The 15,004-nt window shown below is 40.4% G+C and carries 13 protein-coding genes; 7 read left to right on the top strand and 6 right to left on the bottom strand.

Annotated features, from left to right (window positions below; all coding sequences use genetic code 11):
* Positions 1 to 214: 214 nt before the first annotated feature.
* Positions 215 to 1,225 (bottom strand): aspartate-semialdehyde dehydrogenase, encoded by a 1,011-nt coding sequence (locus tag ACTB00_RS08830; RefSeq protein WP_463299547.1) that lies wholly within the window; start codon positions 1,223 to 1,225, stop codon positions 215 to 217.
* Positions 1,226 to 1,325: 100 nt separating this feature from the next.
* Between ACTB00_RS08830 and ACTB00_RS08825 the strand changes: the two genes are divergently transcribed.
* From ACTB00_RS08825 to ACTB00_RS08815, 3 genes are read left to right on the top strand one after another with little or no spacing between them, the layout of a single operon-like run.
* Positions 1,326 to 2,777, top strand: a complete 1,452-nt coding sequence (locus ACTB00_RS08825) for a T9SS type B sorting domain-containing protein (RefSeq protein ID WP_463299546.1) — start codon at positions 1,326 to 1,328, stop codon at positions 2,775 to 2,777.
* Between the two features lie 59 nt (positions 2,778 to 2,836).
* Positions 2,837 to 4,309 carry a DUF5687 family protein gene (locus tag ACTB00_RS08820; protein WP_463299545.1) on the top strand — a complete coding sequence of 491 codons (1,473 nt, stop codon included), beginning with the start codon at positions 2,837 to 2,839 and terminating at the stop codon, positions 4,307 to 4,309.
* 2 nt (positions 4,310 to 4,311) lie between these two features.
* Positions 4,312 to 5,034, top strand: a complete 723-nt coding sequence (locus tag ACTB00_RS08815; RefSeq protein WP_463299544.1) for an ABC transporter ATP-binding protein — start codon at positions 4,312 to 4,314, stop codon at positions 5,032 to 5,034.
* Positions 5,035 to 5,105: 71 nt separating this feature from the next.
* Here the strand turns inward: ACTB00_RS08815 and tpx are convergent, their stop codons facing one another.
* On the bottom strand, positions 5,106 to 5,618 hold the full coding sequence (tpx, locus tag ACTB00_RS08810) for a thiol peroxidase (protein WP_463299543.1): 513 nt from the start codon (positions 5,616 to 5,618) through the stop codon (positions 5,106 to 5,108).
* A 380-nt stretch (positions 5,619 to 5,998) separates the two neighbouring features.
* Here tpx and ACTB00_RS08805 point away from each other — a divergent pair, with 380 nt between their 5' ends.
* The 4 genes from ACTB00_RS08805 to ACTB00_RS08790 all read left to right on the top strand — a co-directional run bounded on the left by ACTB00_RS08805 (position 5,999) and on the right by ACTB00_RS08790 (position 11,408).
* The gene (locus ACTB00_RS08805; protein ID WP_463299542.1) at positions 5,999 to 6,844 is read left to right on the top strand and encodes a UDP-2,3-diacylglucosamine diphosphatase; all 846 of its coding nucleotides are present in this window, start codon (positions 5,999 to 6,001) and stop codon (positions 6,842 to 6,844) included.
* A gap of 8 nt (positions 6,845 to 6,852) precedes the next feature.
* Positions 6,853 to 7,833, top strand: a complete 981-nt coding sequence (locus tag ACTB00_RS08800) for a glycosyltransferase family protein (protein WP_463299541.1) — start codon at positions 6,853 to 6,855, stop codon at positions 7,831 to 7,833.
* A gap of 51 nt (positions 7,834 to 7,884) precedes the next feature.
* On the top strand, positions 7,885 to 10,263 hold the full coding sequence (locus tag ACTB00_RS08795) for a TonB-dependent receptor plug domain-containing protein (protein ID WP_463299540.1): 2,379 nt from the start codon (positions 7,885 to 7,887) through the stop codon (positions 10,261 to 10,263).
* A gap of 143 nt (positions 10,264 to 10,406) precedes the next feature.
* The gene (locus ACTB00_RS08790; RefSeq protein WP_463299539.1) at positions 10,407 to 11,408 is read left to right on the top strand and encodes an SRPBCC family protein; all 1,002 of its coding nucleotides are present in this window, start codon (positions 10,407 to 10,409) and stop codon (positions 11,406 to 11,408) included.
* 3 nt (positions 11,409 to 11,411) lie between these two features.
* Here the strand turns inward: ACTB00_RS08790 and ACTB00_RS08785 are convergent, their stop codons facing one another.
* The 4 genes from ACTB00_RS08785 to crtD are packed head-to-tail and all read right to left on the bottom strand — an operon-like array spanning position 11,412 to position 14,962.
* Complete coding sequence (locus ACTB00_RS08785; RefSeq protein WP_463299538.1) at positions 11,412 to 12,164, bottom strand: hypothetical protein; 753 nt, start codon at positions 12,162 to 12,164, stop codon at positions 11,412 to 11,414.
* Positions 12,148 to 12,846, bottom strand: a complete 699-nt coding sequence (locus ACTB00_RS08780) for a fatty acid desaturase (RefSeq protein WP_463299537.1) — start codon at positions 12,844 to 12,846, stop codon at positions 12,148 to 12,150. Before ACTB00_RS08780 ends, ACTB00_RS08785 begins: the two co-directional genes overlap by 17 nt.
* On the bottom strand, positions 12,846 to 13,490 hold the full coding sequence (locus ACTB00_RS08775; RefSeq protein WP_463299536.1) for a carotenoid biosynthesis protein: 645 nt from the start codon (positions 13,488 to 13,490) through the stop codon (positions 12,846 to 12,848). The genes ACTB00_RS08780 and ACTB00_RS08775 overlap by 1 nt, the downstream gene beginning before the upstream one ends.
* Entirely contained in the window at positions 13,487 to 14,962 is a 1,476-nt protein-coding gene (crtD, locus tag ACTB00_RS08770; protein ID WP_463299535.1) for a 1-hydroxycarotenoid 3,4-desaturase CrtD, read from the bottom strand. Before crtD ends, ACTB00_RS08775 begins: the two co-directional genes overlap by 4 nt.
* Between the last annotated feature and the right edge of the window lie 42 nt (positions 14,963 to 15,004).

Here is a 15,004-nt window from a genome sequence, read left to right as displayed (position 1 = left end):
TGGTACTTCTTTCTCCTTCAATTTCAAAGAAAAGTTCTCAGTAACTGCCGCTCCGGTCCTCCTTACAAAAAAGAAGCTGTCCTTTTGGGCAGCTTCTTTTTTGCTATAAAAAAACTGGCCGCCTCAAACTAAAAATTGAGACGGTCAGTTTATATTTATTTCAGTTCTTAAATCTGTATTGTTTATTTAGAACTTGTCAGTTCTTCGGTCAAAATTAGTTTACTTCACCGTTTGCGATCAGCCACTCCGCAATTTGTACCGCATTCAGGGCAGCCCCCTTTTTAATTTGATCACCCACACACCAAAATGTCAGTCCTTTGGGGTTGGTGATATCTTTCCGCAATCGACCAACATACACATCATCCTTACCCGCTACAAACAAAGGCATTGGATATTCATTGCTCTGAGGTTTATCAATTACCGTTAAGCCTTCGAATTTCTCAAATGCTTCGCGAACCTGAGCAACAGTTAGCTCTTCTTCGGTTTCTACCCAAATGGCTTCGGAGTGAGAACGGGCAACAGGAACACGCACACAAGTAGCACTAACCTCAGTGTCGGTATGCATAATCTTTTTGGTTTCCCAGTTCATTTTCATTTCCTCTTTGGTGTAGTCATTATCCAGGAACACATCAATATGAGGAATAATATTCATCGATAACTGATAAGCAAATTTATTAATCGTAGGCTCTTCACCATTTGCAATCTGACGAGTTTGCTCTTCCAGCTCTGCAATTCCCTGCGCACCGGCACCACTGGCAGCCTGATAAGTTGCCACTTGCACTTTTGTAATTTTCGATAAATCCTGAATCGGTTTTAACGCCACTACCATCTGAATCGTTGAACAGTTCGGGTTGGCAATAATATTTCGTGGGCGAACTTTTGAATCCTCTGGATTTACTTCAGGAACAACCAAAGGTACATCATCATCGTAACGAAAGGCGCTGGAATTGTCAATCATAATTGCTCCATGCTTGGTGATTGTTGAAGCAAAATCTTTAGAAATTGATCCGCCGGCTGATGTCAGGGCAATATCAATATCCTTGAAATCATCGTTATGTTTCAGCTCTTTAACAGTCAGTTTCTTTCCTCTAAATTCATACTCTTTCCCAGCACTTCGGGCCGATCCAAATAAAACTAACTCATCGAGTGGAAAATTACGTTCGGCCAAAACTTTTAGAAATTCCTGACCAACAGCACCACTTGCTCCAACAACTGCAACTTTCATAATTAAAATAATTTTGTTAACTTCATTTTACTAATCTACGTTCTTCTGCACGTAGTATAAAGTCCGCAAAATTAACGGTTTGCTTTTAATTTTTCACACAATGTGGCGTACAAATAGTGTTTTTCTTTTTCTGCTTATAAATTTATTAACAATTGAAAGTCATGCAACTGAGATTTGGCATGAAGATTTTTCAACTCCAAACCTAGGCGTTTGGGGCGATGCCGACGGTTCAACCATTCATATTGACACTTCTTCAGTAAAGAACTGGTCCATCAAATTTGACAACTGCATCTTTACTGCAGAAGACGACTATGTGAAAACCGTTTCAACTTCTGGTGGTCGTTTTGAAGCATTGGACAGTGATGGAGAAGCGGTCTGGATTTCAGAATGGATTTCAATCCGAAACTATTCAATGATTAATTGTGAGTTAGTAGCCAAAGAAACTGGCAGTGGAAAAAATCCGGAGAGCAAGTACCTAAAAGCTTTCTATCAATTGGATGGGAACGAAAAAGTTCAGTTTGAAACAAATGGCATCAACGAAGGGAACTGGGGCGAATCCGTGGTCAGTCAATCACAACTAAACGGCGACTCTCTTCGGGTAATCGTGTACCTAAACAGCAGTTATGCGAACGACAAAATTATTTTGGATGACATCCGGGTTTGGAGCGATCAGGCTGAAAAGATTGATGAAAACCAGCTGGCTAAAGCAGGAGATATTCTAATTAATGAGGTACTTTTTAACCCTTATTCTGACGGTGTCGATTTTGTAGAAATTTTTAATAAGTCCGAAAAAACAATCAGGCTTGATCATTTATTTTTGGCCAATCGAAATGAGGATCAATCTCTAAAACAGCTTATTGCTTTGTCCAAGTCGTCAATCCTGTTTAAACCCCAAACCTACCTCGTGCTGTGCAAGGATCAAGATAAAATACTGAGCTTTTACGATACCAATTGTTCCTCATGTTTTCTCGAAATGAATAGTATTCCGGCGTTTAATAATGATGATGGCCATGTCGTTTTACTCAATGATTCGCTGGAAGTCATTGATGAAATGAACTACGCTGAACGTATGCATCACCCACTTTTAATCGATAAAGAAGGTGTTTCGCTGGAACGAATTTCACTTACTGAATCTGGCATGAATCCCGCCAACTGGAACTCAGCCACTGCTGAAAATCATTTTGCGACTCCCGGTTTTAAGAATTCGATAGCCGATTCAGAAAACATCTCAGAAGACTTGGTGGAACTCAATCCTAACGTTTTTTCACCCAACAACGATGGTTATAATGACATGCTTCACATCAGTTATCAGTTTCGCAGGACGGACTACATTGCCAATCTAACAATATTTAACTCGGCAGGTCAGGCCATTCGTGAGCTGGTGAAAAACGAACCGGTCGGCAGTCGCGGCGAATGGACCTGGGAAGGACAGCAAAACGATGGAAACAAAAGTCGTATCGGCCTCTATATTTTATTGCTCGAACTACATTCGCCCAATGGTGATGTCAAGCAATATAAAAAAGTTTGTACCTTGACTGGCCGACTGGAATGATTTTTTAAAATTTTTGTAACAGACCATCACAATAACAGACCAAAAAGAAAAAACAAAACATGAAACGCAGCCTTCATTACTTCGCGTGGAGAGAAGTCACCCGATCTTCCGCATTTGGGAAAAGTCTGGCAACCACGATTATGCTCGGCTTCTTGGCCCTCTATTTTTCAGCCAATTTTTTGATACTCGGATTTTTTATACCGAATATAATTGGAGAAGAATTCCCTGACGCTAATCCGGTAAGCATTTTCAACAGTTATTTGCTGGTTTATTTTGCTTTTGATCTGCTTTTCCGGCAGATCTTACAAAATTTACCAACCATTAGCTTCAAGCCATTTATTATTCTGAATGTGAAAAGAAGCCAAATTGCCCGTTACCTGCTGTTACGATCAACCATTCACTTTTTCAACTTTCTCCCCTTCTTTTTATTAATCCCTGTAACGTTTTCTCTTGTAGCAGCCAACCATCCACTAGCGAACACATTGGCTTGGTTTATCGGAATAGTGCTAATGATTTTCACGAACCACTTCTTAACAACCTATCTGAAATGGTGGATTAATGAAAGTGGCTATGGCTTTTACATTTTTATTGGCTTGTTTGTAAGCTTGTATGCGATCAATTTCTTTGGAGTAGCAGATTTAACCGGAATGTTTGGTCACTTTTTCGATTCAATTTTGGTTAATCCGTTACTGGCACTTGCATTGCTCATTCCACTTGTTGTATTTATTGCCCTCAATTTCAATTACCTGAAGAAAAACCTTTACCTCAATCTGGTTGCTAAAAAGCAAAAAGACAACACTGTTCGTGATTTTTCGTGGATGAACCGATTGGGAGACTATGGAAAATTTATTTCGCTGGAGCTACGCATGATTTGGCGAAACAAACGCCCACGCACCCAATTTATGATGACCATTCTTTTTCTATTTTATGGTCTGTTAATTTACAAAGATTCCGGGAACGGCATTCCCGATTTTATTTTTATACTGGGAGGACTGCTCATGGTTTCGATGTTTTCCATCTCGCTGGGGCAGTTTTTCCCCGCATGGCACAGTGGCTATTTTTCGATGCTGATGACCCAAAATTTTAAAATGAAGCAATTTCTGCAATCATTTTATTACATGAATGTGGTGGTTTCCTTTGTGTATTATTTACTGACCCTACCCTACGTGCTTCTCGACTCTCGAATCATTTATTATCATTCAGCCATGCTGCTTTATCACATCGGCATTAATATGAACCTGATATTTTTGTTCGGAAAAAACAGCAAACGTGCACTTGATTTAAGTGGATCATCCATGTTCAACTATCAGGGAATGGGAGCATCGCAGTGGCTGATCTCTTTCCCGTTGATCCTTGGTCCGGTTATCATCTATGCCTTATCAAAATTGGTACTTGGTGCCAACGGCGCATTAATTCTTTTAGGAGGGTTGGGTATCGTAGGTATTTTAGCTCAACCTCAACTATTTAATTACTTTACAAGAGCTTACTTAAAACAGAAACATCGTTTAATTAAAGACTATAAAAATTCCTGATCATGATAGAAATTAGCAACCTGATAAAAGCATACAATAAAGAAGTTGTTCTGAACATTCAGCAGCTGACGATAAACCGTGGAGAAGTATTTGGTTTAGTGGGCAATAATGGAGCCGGAAAAACTACTTTATTTAACCTCATTCTCGACCTGATTGTGCCGAGCAAGGGACACGTAATTAACAACCAAATCAACGTTCAGGAATCCGAGGATTGGAAATCATTCACCGGGGCATTTATAGATGAAAGCTTCACCATTGGCTACCTCACGCCCGACGAATATTTTGGTTTTATTGCAGAACTTCGTGAACTGAACCAAGCCGACATGGACAAACATTTGGATCGCTATGAAGATTTTTTCAATGGAGAATTGCGTGGCAAAAAGAAATTTATTCGCGACCTGTCGAAAGGAAATCAAAAAAAAGTCGGTATTGCTGCGGCAATGATGGGTAATCCGGAAGTCGTTGTTTTGGACGAACCGTTTGCAAACCTCGACCCCGGATCTCAATACAAATTGCGCCATCTAATTAAAGATCAGGCTGTAGAAATGGGAACCACCTTCCTGGTTTCCGGGCACACGCTTGATAACATTATCGATGTTTGTTCGAGGTTAGTGATTCTTGAAAAAGGAAAAATTGTAAAAGACGTACCAAAAACGGAAACAACGCTCAGGGAAATTGAAGACTTCTTTGCCGGGGTGAAAGAAGAAGCCGGACTTGAGCTATAACTTCAGGATACAAAACTGGCAGTGGGCTTTCCTCCCACTGCCAGTTTTGTAAAACATAAGTTGTCTTGCTATTAGATCAATTCCTTAATCACTTTTATAGCACTTTCGTAATCGGGCTCATCTGTTACTTCAGGAACAATTTCAGCATATTTTACTACGCCATCTTTATCAATTACAATTGTACCCCGGGTAAGCAAACGCAACTCTTTAATAAGGTACCCATATTTTGTTCCAAAATCAACATCTTTATGATCCGATACAGTGATCACTTTATCCAGCCCTTCGGCAGCACAAAAGCGGTTTTGAGCAAAAGGCAAATCACATGAAATCGATAAAATAACGGCATCGCCTAAGTTCGAGGCTTCGTCATTAAACTTGCGGTTTTGCGCCTGACAAACGCCTGTGTCGATAGATGGATAAAGCGCTAAGACACGCACTTTACCGTCATAGTCTGATAATTTTACGGGGCTTAAGTCTGATCCAACTACTGTAAAATCAGGAGCCTGATCTCCCACTTTTATTGGTTCGCCTAATAATGTTAATGGATTTCCTTTGAAGGTAATTTTTCCGGTTGTTTCTTTCATTTCTTTGTTATTTAATTTCAAGCTAAAAAACAAACGAATATCACACTTGTTTAGTCAACCCTCATGCTATTTTTGAGCTTTTTTTTAGTTCCTGCTTATTTGTTTTATAATCACCGGTTTATCGAGTATCTGTGCGATAGCTGCTCCCGCTTGAATTTTTCGAACCACATTCATTCCTTCAATCTAACCAGAGTGGAAGCTAACTTCATCGCTATTTTTTTTTTAAGAAACAAAAAAAGAACTCACTATGAAGATGAATTCGGTCAATACAAATCAATTAAGAAACGAATAATTTTTTCTTGTGATCATTTAGTTCACATTGTATTAACTACTGATTAACAAAGACTAGCAATCTTAGCATCAACTAATTTACTTAGTTCATGAAATCGAAAATAAGAGATTTAAAAGTTTCTGTTATTTCAGATGTACACTTGGCTACTCACGCTTGCAAAGCCAAACCATTGCTTAAATATCTAAAATCAATCAATCCCGAAATTTTAGTTTTAAATGGTGACATCATTGACTCCTGGCGTTTTTCACGAAACTACTTCCCCAAGCCTCATTTAAAAGTGGTTCGCCAATTTATTAAGATGCTGGAAAAGGGAGTGAAAATCTTCTATATCACCGGCAATCACGACGAATTCCTACGGAAGTTCAATGGTGCCGAAATGGGAAACCTAAAAATCGTCAACCAGTTAATACTGGACTTGAACGACCAGAAAACGTGGATTTTTCACGGAGATCTGTTCGACCACGTCATCCATCAGGCCAAGTGGCTGGCAAAATTTGGAGCCGCAATTTACGGATTACTCACTGTTGCTAATAAATCCGTTAATGCGATGTTGCGAGTGTTCAAATTAAAGGATGTAATTATATACAAAAGCATAAAAAAGAAGTTGATTAAAGATAAAACTCAACTCACACACTTTGAGGAGGTAATCACCAAAATTAGTGGCGAACGCAATTACAAAACCGTAATTTGCGGGCACACGCATATCCCGAGAGATAAGTCGACACTCACAGCGAATGGTTTAGTTCGCTATATCAACTGTGGCGACTGGGTAGAACATTTTACGGCAGCCGAGTACCACCATGAAAAATGGCATCTTTTTCATTATATCGATAATCAGGAAGATGATGAAAACAATGACGAACCGGACATTCCCAATAAAAAGGAAGTCTACAAATCGCTCTTCCAGGAGTTAGCAGTGGCCAACCTATTGTAAGCTGATATATGAAAATACTATACGCCATTCAAGGCACAGGAAACGGGCACCTGGCCCGGGCAACCGAAATTGTTCCCATACTAAAAACAATGGCCGAAACCGACGTTTTGGTGAGCGGTATTCAAGGAGATTTAAAGCTCCCGTTCGATGTCAAATACAAACACTATGGGTTAAGCTTTATTTTAGGGAAAAAGGGCGGTGTCAGTTTTTCCAAAACCTTATTAAAATTAAAACCGTTTCGCTTTATTAAAGATGTATACAAACTGCCGCTCGACAATTACGATTTGGTGCTCTGCGATTTTGAGCCTGTTGCTGCCTGGGCATGCAAACTGCGAGGGAAAAAAGCCGTTGGGGTGAGTCATCAAAATGCCGTGCTTCACCCAAACGCGCCAAAACCCCAAAAAGCAGATTGGTTGGGAAATACGATTCTGAAAAAATACGCGCCAAGCACCAAAAAATATGGGTTCCACTTTCAGGAGTTGGATGAGAACAATTTCACCCCGGTGATTCGCTCTGCCATCCGAAAGGCTAAAGTGAAAAAGCTATCGCATTACACGGTTTACCTGCCAGCCTACAGCGATGATGAAATTATCGCCGCCTTATCGCCATTCAATGAAGTCCGCTGGGAAGTGTTTTCAAAGCATAGTGCAAAAAACGATGAGCAAGGGAATATTCGAATCCGTCCGGTTTCACTCGAACATTTTACCCAATCGTTTACCACATGCACAGGCATCTTGTGTACGGCTGGTTTCGAAACACCTGCCGAGGCTATTTTCATGGGTAAAAAGCTTTGTGTTATCCCGATGAAAAAACAATATGAACAAGCTTGTAATGCCGCGTTCTTAGGTGAAATGGGAGTGATCGTGTTGCCGGAATTAAAAAATCAAACTAAAAAAATAGACGAATGGATCAATCAATCTGATTCACTGCAAATTAACTATCCGGATCATACACTCGAAATTCTTGCTAATATTCTTCACTCGGCATAATTATTGCTAACAAAGAGACTGGTTCGTATTTTTACCAAAAATCAATCTCAGGTGGTCAGAATAATTTTGCTTGTTTGCTCGCTCTTTATTTCAACTTTCCTTTATGCACAGCGGCTTTTAGTTACTGATGCAAAAACAGGAAACCCGATCGAAGGTGTAATCGTTTTTTCTGAAACCAGAAGCACACAAACCAACAAACAGGGATTGGTAGATATCAGGCAGTTTCATCCAAACAAAGCGATTCATTTTAAACACTCTTCGTACCTCAACTACAAAGCCAATAAACAAACACTTTGGTCACTCAACTACAAGGTTGAATTGCTAATTGACCCGGTAAAGTTGGACGAAATCGTTATTTCCGCCAATCGAAGGAGCCAATCGAAACTGGAAGTTCCCAACCAGATAGTCAGTATCAATCACGAAGAAATAGCTTTGGCTAACCCACAAACAACAGCAGACTTGTTGAATACAAAAGGGGGCGTTTTTATTCAAAAAAGCCAGATGGGGGGCGGCAGTCCGATGATTCGCGGTTTTTCAGCAAACAGGTTGTTGCTAGTCATTGATGGCGTCAGGATGAACAATGCCATTTATCGCAATGGCAATTTACACAATGTTATCTCGTTGGATGCAGCCTCAATTGAGCACACCGAAGTTATTTTTGGCCCCGGTTCCGTCATGTATGGCAGCGACGCTTTGGGCGGTGTTCTTCACTTTCAAACCTTGTCGCCCAAATTGTCAACCAACGAACGATACAAGCAGTCGCGCAATGCCTTTGTACGATACGCCAGTGCGAACTTCGAAAAAACAATTCATGCTGATTTTAACCTCGGGAATGAAAAACTGGCGACAGTAGCCAGTTTTACGGTTACCGACTTTGACGACCTGATGATGGGGAAACATGGTCAGGACTCCTATTTAAGGCCTGAATATGTTGAAAATGATCAAATCGTTGAAAATCCGGATTGGCACAAACAGGTTCGAACTGGATACAGTCAGTTTAACTACCTGCAAAAAATCAGATACCGCCCCAACGAACGGTGGAACTTGGTTTATGCCTTTCATTTGTCAACAACTTCCAATATTCCGCGTTACGACCGCTTGATTCAATATAGCGACGAGAAACTGAAATACGCCAAGTGGTATTACGGCCCTCAAAAGTGGAATTTGCACTCACTTAAAATCGAAAGGAAAACTCAAAATTTATTTTTCGATCAAACAAGCTTTTTAGCAGGATGGCAGAACTTTACAGAAAGCCGCCACAGCCGAAAATTAGGCAATGAAGAACTAACCAGCCGAACAGAAAAGTTGGACATATTTAGCTTGAATCTTGATCTCGACAAGAAGATTGACCAAAATAACTTTCTGTATTATGGGTTCGAGGGAAACTTTAATTGGCTGAATTCTATGGGAGTCGTTAAAAACGTGAACACCAGTCAAACGCAGGAAACTTCATCTCGCTATCCAGATGGCTCTACCACTTCAAGCTTGGCAGCCTATGCCAGCTACAAACTTTCACTGCATCAAAGAGTCACCCTGAATCTTGGAGGTCGTTTTTCCATCAATCAACTTCAAGGCGAATTCGACCGACAATTCTTTGATTTCCCTACAGATGGATTTGACAACACCCACTCTTCGTTTACCGGAAATATCGGATTAGTCTTTCACCCAACTGAATATTGGCAGTTTAATGCCAACGCATCCAGTGGTTTTCGCGCCCCCAACATCGATGATATTGCCAAAGTATTTGACTCCTCACCGGGGAATGTAGTGGTTCCCAACCCGGATTTAAATCCGGAATATGCCCGGAACGTCGAAATCGGCATTCTACGAAGTGTGAAAAATCTAGCCAAACTGGAGCTTAACTTCTTTTACACTTACCTCAACGATGCGATAGTTCGCCGCCCTTATTTGCTGAACGGTCAGGACTCTGTTTTGTACGAAGGAGAAATGAGCCGTGTAGAAGCACTCGTAAATTCAGATTATGCACACATTTATGGTGGAGACCTGAGCATGGAGTGGATTCTATCATCGAAAATACGCAGCCGAAATTCCATTACGGCTACATTTGGAGAGGACAGCGCGGGAATGCCTGTTCGACATGTAGCTCCGGTATTTGGCAGTTCTCACTTGTTGTACAACGACCACAATAAAACAATAGACCTATATCTAAATTTCAACGCTAAACTTTCAAATTCGAAATTAGCTCCAAGCGAACGGGAGAAAACCTATCTCTACGCTCAAGATTCCAATGGTAATCCTTATTCGCCCGGCTGGATCACGCTGAACCTAAAATCGTCATTTCAATTAACCGAAAAATACAGCCTGAATTTAGGGATTGAAAATATTCTCGATAAGCGTTATCGTCCCTACTCTTCAGGAATTGTCGCCGCCGGACGAAATGTTATCCTTTCGTTTAAAGCCATCATTTAGACTTCGCTTCTGTCCAAATCTGGAGGCCTGATCATTCTCTGCCGACCTACCAAAGTTTAAATTATCGAACTGTTTACATCACCCAATGATTTTTGTATATTGAGTGTCAAATCACATCATTGTCCAAACTTAGAATTTTCACTATGAAAAAGTTAAAAAATTTTCTAATAGGCTTACTTATCGTCGCCCTTGCATTGTTAATAGTAGCGTTCTTTTTACCCCGCCAGGTTCATGTTGAACGAAGCGGAACAATTGAAGCTCCCCCCAAAGTTGTTTTCAATCAGGTTAATAATTTGCATACCTGGGAAAAATGGGCTGTATGGAACCAAATTGATCCGGAAATGAAAGTTGAATTTGAAAATACAGGTGTCGGAGAAGGCGCTGCTTATACGTGGGAAAGTGAAGATTCTAACGTTGGCTCGGGGAGATTGACCATTACTGCTTCGGAGCCCTACGATTCGATTGCGACAGAAATGGATTTTATGGAAAAGGGAACATCTTCAGGCTATTTTTTATTTGAAGAGGTAGAAAAAGGCACAAAAGTTACCTGGGGATTTGACACAGATTTGGGCAATAACCCGGCTGCCCGCTGGATGGGTTTGATGTTTGATTCGATGCTCGGGAAAGATTTTGAGAAAGGAATTGAGAACCTGGGCGTTGTCTCAGAAACCATTGTCCAGGAAGGGCGTCCCATTGTTGAAATAGTTACTGTCCCTGAATTTAACTACGTGAGTATGCGTAGCAACATTCAATTTGAAAACACTTCAACCCAAATGGGAGTGATGTACGGAAAGCTATCGAATTTCATTGACAATAATGACTTAATGATGACGGATACTCCTTACGCGATTTACCATAAGATTGATGGAACAATGATTGATTTGGAATGTGGTATTCCGGTTGAGTATAAAACTGAAACAAATGGCGATATCATTTCTGGAGTCATGCCAACTAAAAAATATGCCACGGCAGATCATTTTGGATCGCACGAAACGCTGGGTGAAACACATCAATTTATACAAAACTGGATAGTCGAAAATGGCTTTGAGCTTGTTGGCAGTCCGATGGAGAAATACCTGACCGATCCGCAAAAAGAACCGGATGTATCAAAATGGGTGACAGCCATTTATTATCCGGTGAAGTGAGTTTTAATCCAGAATGCTTGTGCTTACAAAGTGGTCAAGCCAAATCATTCTCCCATACTTTTTTTCTAATCGTTGACGGGATGCCTGATAAGCTTCAGTTTGTTCTGTTTGGTAATAGGCTTTCACGATAAGTGCCTGAAGCAAAACAGGAATCCAACTACACTCGGCCATTTCATCGTCTTGAAAAAGGTCGAGCGCTTTTTGGTAGTCTTCGATTGCCTGCACTTTATCTCCACCAAAAGCCTTGGGACGATTAAATAGCTGGTTGCCTTTTTCCAACCACAGAAAAGGCTCGTTTGAATTGAGATCTTCAGCCATTTTTAGGCTTTTTTGCAATTTGGGTAAAACAAGGGGAGCATTAAAAATTGAAAAGGCAATTTGGAATCCGTAAAAAGCCGTTTGAATACAATATAACTTTGGTGAATCGGGGAATTTGGCAATAGCCTGATCCAGCATTTCCTCAGCAGTTTCGTGCATTTTCTTGGCGCTTTCTTTTTTGTCATTCCCCAAATAATAACCAATCAAACCGTATCTGGCCATCAATATTTCAAGCTGCCATTCCAGCGAACCATCAGACTCTTTCTCCATTTTTTGGATATGTTGTTCCCAGTTTTCCATATCTCCCTTAATGTATGTCTTCTTTAACTGGCAACGTGCCTTTTCGAGTGATGTTTGTCCACAAGAGGTGAGCCCTACGAAAAGCACCAATCCAAAAATCAAGAGTCCTATTTTCTGCATACTAAATCCTATCTTCATTCATTTTCAACTTGTTTTTCTCCTTGTACAACTGCCACCAGGGAATACGAGGAACTTCATGATGCTCCCAGTGGTAACCAAAAAAATAACAACTTAACATGGCCCACCAATGTGGCCCTCTCTGGCTGCGTGCTTTATGCGGCTGCATTTCTTCTTGATGTGGTTTTCGATGTGGCAAGAACGTACCAACAAAAAACAACTGAAAAGTAGCCAATATTGCCGGAATAATCCAATAAACAATCAATTGTTCTGGTTCAAACCAAATTTTTAAAAGATTAAAAGCCACAGCCATAAACAAGAATTGCCAAATGGTTGCATAGCGTTTCAAAAACATAAACCACCAAACGAAAAAGTTCTGCGATTTGACATAGTAATCCGGATCCTTCTCTGTTGCCGGAAACTGATGATGCAAATAATGGTTCTTCCTCAATTTTTGATAGGAAAGCCCCGCAAAAAGCAACGATGACATCCATCCGAAAATGCGGTTGACTTTCATTTTATTGTTGATTAAACCGTGCATTGCATCGTGTCCGGTAATAAACAAACCGGTATACAAGTATGCTTGAATAATCACATGCAAGTAAGTCCAAACTGATCCACCATCGACCTGCAAAAAGAGCAGGCAATAAAGCAAATGAACCAGCCAACAAGCAATAACAACTATGGCAACAAAAACACCCATCAAATTAAGTTTAATGTCAAATTTAAGCTCAAGAAAAAGGCTAATTGCAGGAAGAGTATCCAAATAGCCAATTTATTCTCTACCTGCAGTTTCCCGGCTCGCATCAGCGAAAAAACGAATAACGACACCAAGTACCAATCTAAATAGTTTTTAAGCGGAATTTGTTCAGTTTGCCACTCCCACATCTTCAACGCAGTAGCTACCGGCTCCATCACAAAATCAAACCCAACCATCAACAAAGCCCCGAGGAACGGGAAAAACCATCGATGATTGATACTGCCTAAAAGAGCGAAAATGCAGTATGATAAAAGCAGCCAGTTCGCGCCAATCAGCAAAGGAGTATTATTTAGTTGAAAGCCCAAAGCTCTCCCATAAGTATATTGGCCAAAAAGCAGTTGAGTATTTACGCCAATCATTTCGGCTAAAAATCCGAGCAATCCTATTGTCAGGAAAATAATTCCTGCTTTAAAAGTCCACTGCTGATGAAAAACGAACAATAAAATGGTGGTCAATAATAAATTGAAAGAAGTCAGACTAACAAAAATCGGATAAGTTTCATCGAATGAAAAGCCAACGATCCCAACCAGATAAAGAATACCGAGAATTATTTTGACTGACTTTATGATTTTAGGATTTTCGATCATCTCGTTTTTAACTTTTCTTCAACCATCTCGGCAACTATTTTTGCTGATGATAAACACAACGGGATTCCGCCACCCGGGTGCACACTTCCACCCACAAAATAAATATCTTTCAAATCACGCCTGAAATTCGGATGCCGATTGAACGCTGAAAACGAACTGTTTGAACTTGGTCCATACATCGCCCCCTGAAACGAACCGGTTCGATCTTCGATTTTTACCGGATCCAACGTTTTTTCAAAAACAATCTGACCTTCCATATCTTCCCCAAGTATCCGATTCAGCTTTGATAAAATATTCCTGCGCGTCTCCAACTTTAGTCTTGTCCAGTCTTGCCCCACATTTTCAGGCGCATTGACCATTACAAACCAATTTTCCATCTCGTCAGGTGCATCGTCCGAATTTTCTTTACTACTGATAAACACATAAACAGTCGGATCAGTTGTAATTTCTTTTCGATCAAACAAGTATGAAAACTCCTTTTCGTAGTCACCACTAAAAAAGATATTGTGCAAATCCAGTTGGCCAAAACGCTTTTTCATTCCCCAGTAAAAAATCAAGGCCGAAGAAGAGCGCTCTGCTTTTTCAATTCTAGTCAATCGCTTTTTGTCCGGCAACAAATCCGAATAAAACTGATGAATATCCACATCACTAATCAAAACGTCACAATCTTTCGTTTCGCCTTTTACCACCACTCCTTTCAAACTCTTTTCCTCCACCAGTACTTTTTCAACTGGTGTATTGAAATAAAAATTGACTCCCAGTCGTTTCGCTTGCTCCACCAACGAACTCGTAATTTCATACATTCCGTGAGAAGGAAAGAAAGCGCCCAGGCTGTGTTCCAAATGCGAAATAACGCTCATCGTTCCCGGTGTTTTATAGGGATTTGAACCATTGTAAGTGGCATAGCGATCAAACAACTGAACGATTCGCGGATCTTTAAAAGACTCTTCGTTAAGCTTGTGAAGTGTTGAAAAAGCCTTGAGCCGGGCAAATTGCAACGCCTTCAGAAAATTGTCCCAAGTCAGCAATTTCGAAAGTCGATGAAATGAATTGAATATGAATATTGGCGCTGTAAGTTGATAAACCATTGCCGCATGCTTTAAATAAGCAACTATCTTCTTTTCCGAAACTTGCGTTTTCGCCTCAACCTCACGAGCAAATTTATCGACATCAGAGAAAGCCGACAATCTTGTTCCATCTTCAAAAAAGTATTTTGTGACCACATCTAGTTTTCGGTATTCAAATTTTAAATCATCATCAAGCAATTCATCAACTAAATGAGGCAAGGTAAATAACGATGGTCCCATGTCGAAGCGAAAGCCATCTTGACGAAATTCGTTGATTTTTCCTCCGGGATTTGCAGCCTGTTCAAAAACATCTACAGCAAAACCTAAGCGAGCTAAGCGAATGGCAGCAGCCAAACCGGCAACCCCTGATCCAATCACGATGCCATTCAATTTCCTTTGTTTCATGGTTTTAAATCTGGTTACTGAAAAAAATCTTCATCTAATCTA

The sequence above is a fragment of the Sunxiuqinia sp. genome (genome assembly GCF_055140945.1).
This window is presented reverse-complemented; position numbering and strand designations above follow the sequence as displayed.

What these genes read in the sequence shown, in the direction of transcription:
- ACTB00_RS08785 (WP_463299538.1), bottom strand. Translation starts at nt 12,164, where the DNA reads ATGAAGATAGGATTTAGTATGCAGAAAATAGGACTCTTGATTTTTGGA.
- ACTB00_RS08780 (WP_463299537.1), bottom strand. Translation starts at nt 12,846, where the DNA reads ATGGGTGTTTTTGTTGCCATAGTTGTTATTGCTTGTTGGCTGGTTCAT.
- ACTB00_RS08805 (WP_463299542.1), top strand. Translation starts at nt 5,999, where the DNA reads ATGAAATCGAAAATAAGAGATTTAAAAGTTTCTGTTATTTCAGATGTA.
- ACTB00_RS08825 (WP_463299546.1), top strand. Translation starts at nt 1,326, where the DNA reads ATGTGGCGTACAAATAGTGTTTTTCTTTTTCTGCTTATAAATTTATTA.
- crtD (WP_463299535.1), bottom strand. Translation starts at nt 14,962, where the DNA reads ATGAAACAAAGGAAATTGAATGGCATCGTGATTGGATCAGGGGTTGCC.
- ACTB00_RS08830 (WP_463299547.1), bottom strand. Translation starts at nt 1,225, where the DNA reads ATGAAAGTTGCAGTTGTTGGAGCAAGTGGTGCTGTTGGTCAGGAATTT.
- ACTB00_RS08775 (WP_463299536.1), bottom strand. Translation starts at nt 13,490, where the DNA reads ATGATCGAAAATCCTAAAATCATAAAGTCAGTCAAAATAATTCTCGGT.
- ACTB00_RS08820 (WP_463299545.1), top strand. Translation starts at nt 2,837, where the DNA reads ATGAAACGCAGCCTTCATTACTTCGCGTGGAGAGAAGTCACCCGATCT.
- ACTB00_RS08800 (WP_463299541.1), top strand. Translation starts at nt 6,853, where the DNA reads ATGAAAATACTATACGCCATTCAAGGCACAGGAAACGGGCACCTGGCC.
- tpx (WP_463299543.1), bottom strand. Translation starts at nt 5,618, where the DNA reads ATGAAAGAAACAACCGGAAAAATTACCTTCAAAGGAAATCCATTAACA.
- ACTB00_RS08790 (WP_463299539.1), top strand. Translation starts at nt 10,407, where the DNA reads ATGAAAAAGTTAAAAAATTTTCTAATAGGCTTACTTATCGTCGCCCTT.
- ACTB00_RS08815 (WP_463299544.1), top strand. Translation starts at nt 4,312, where the DNA reads ATGATAGAAATTAGCAACCTGATAAAAGCATACAATAAAGAAGTTGTT.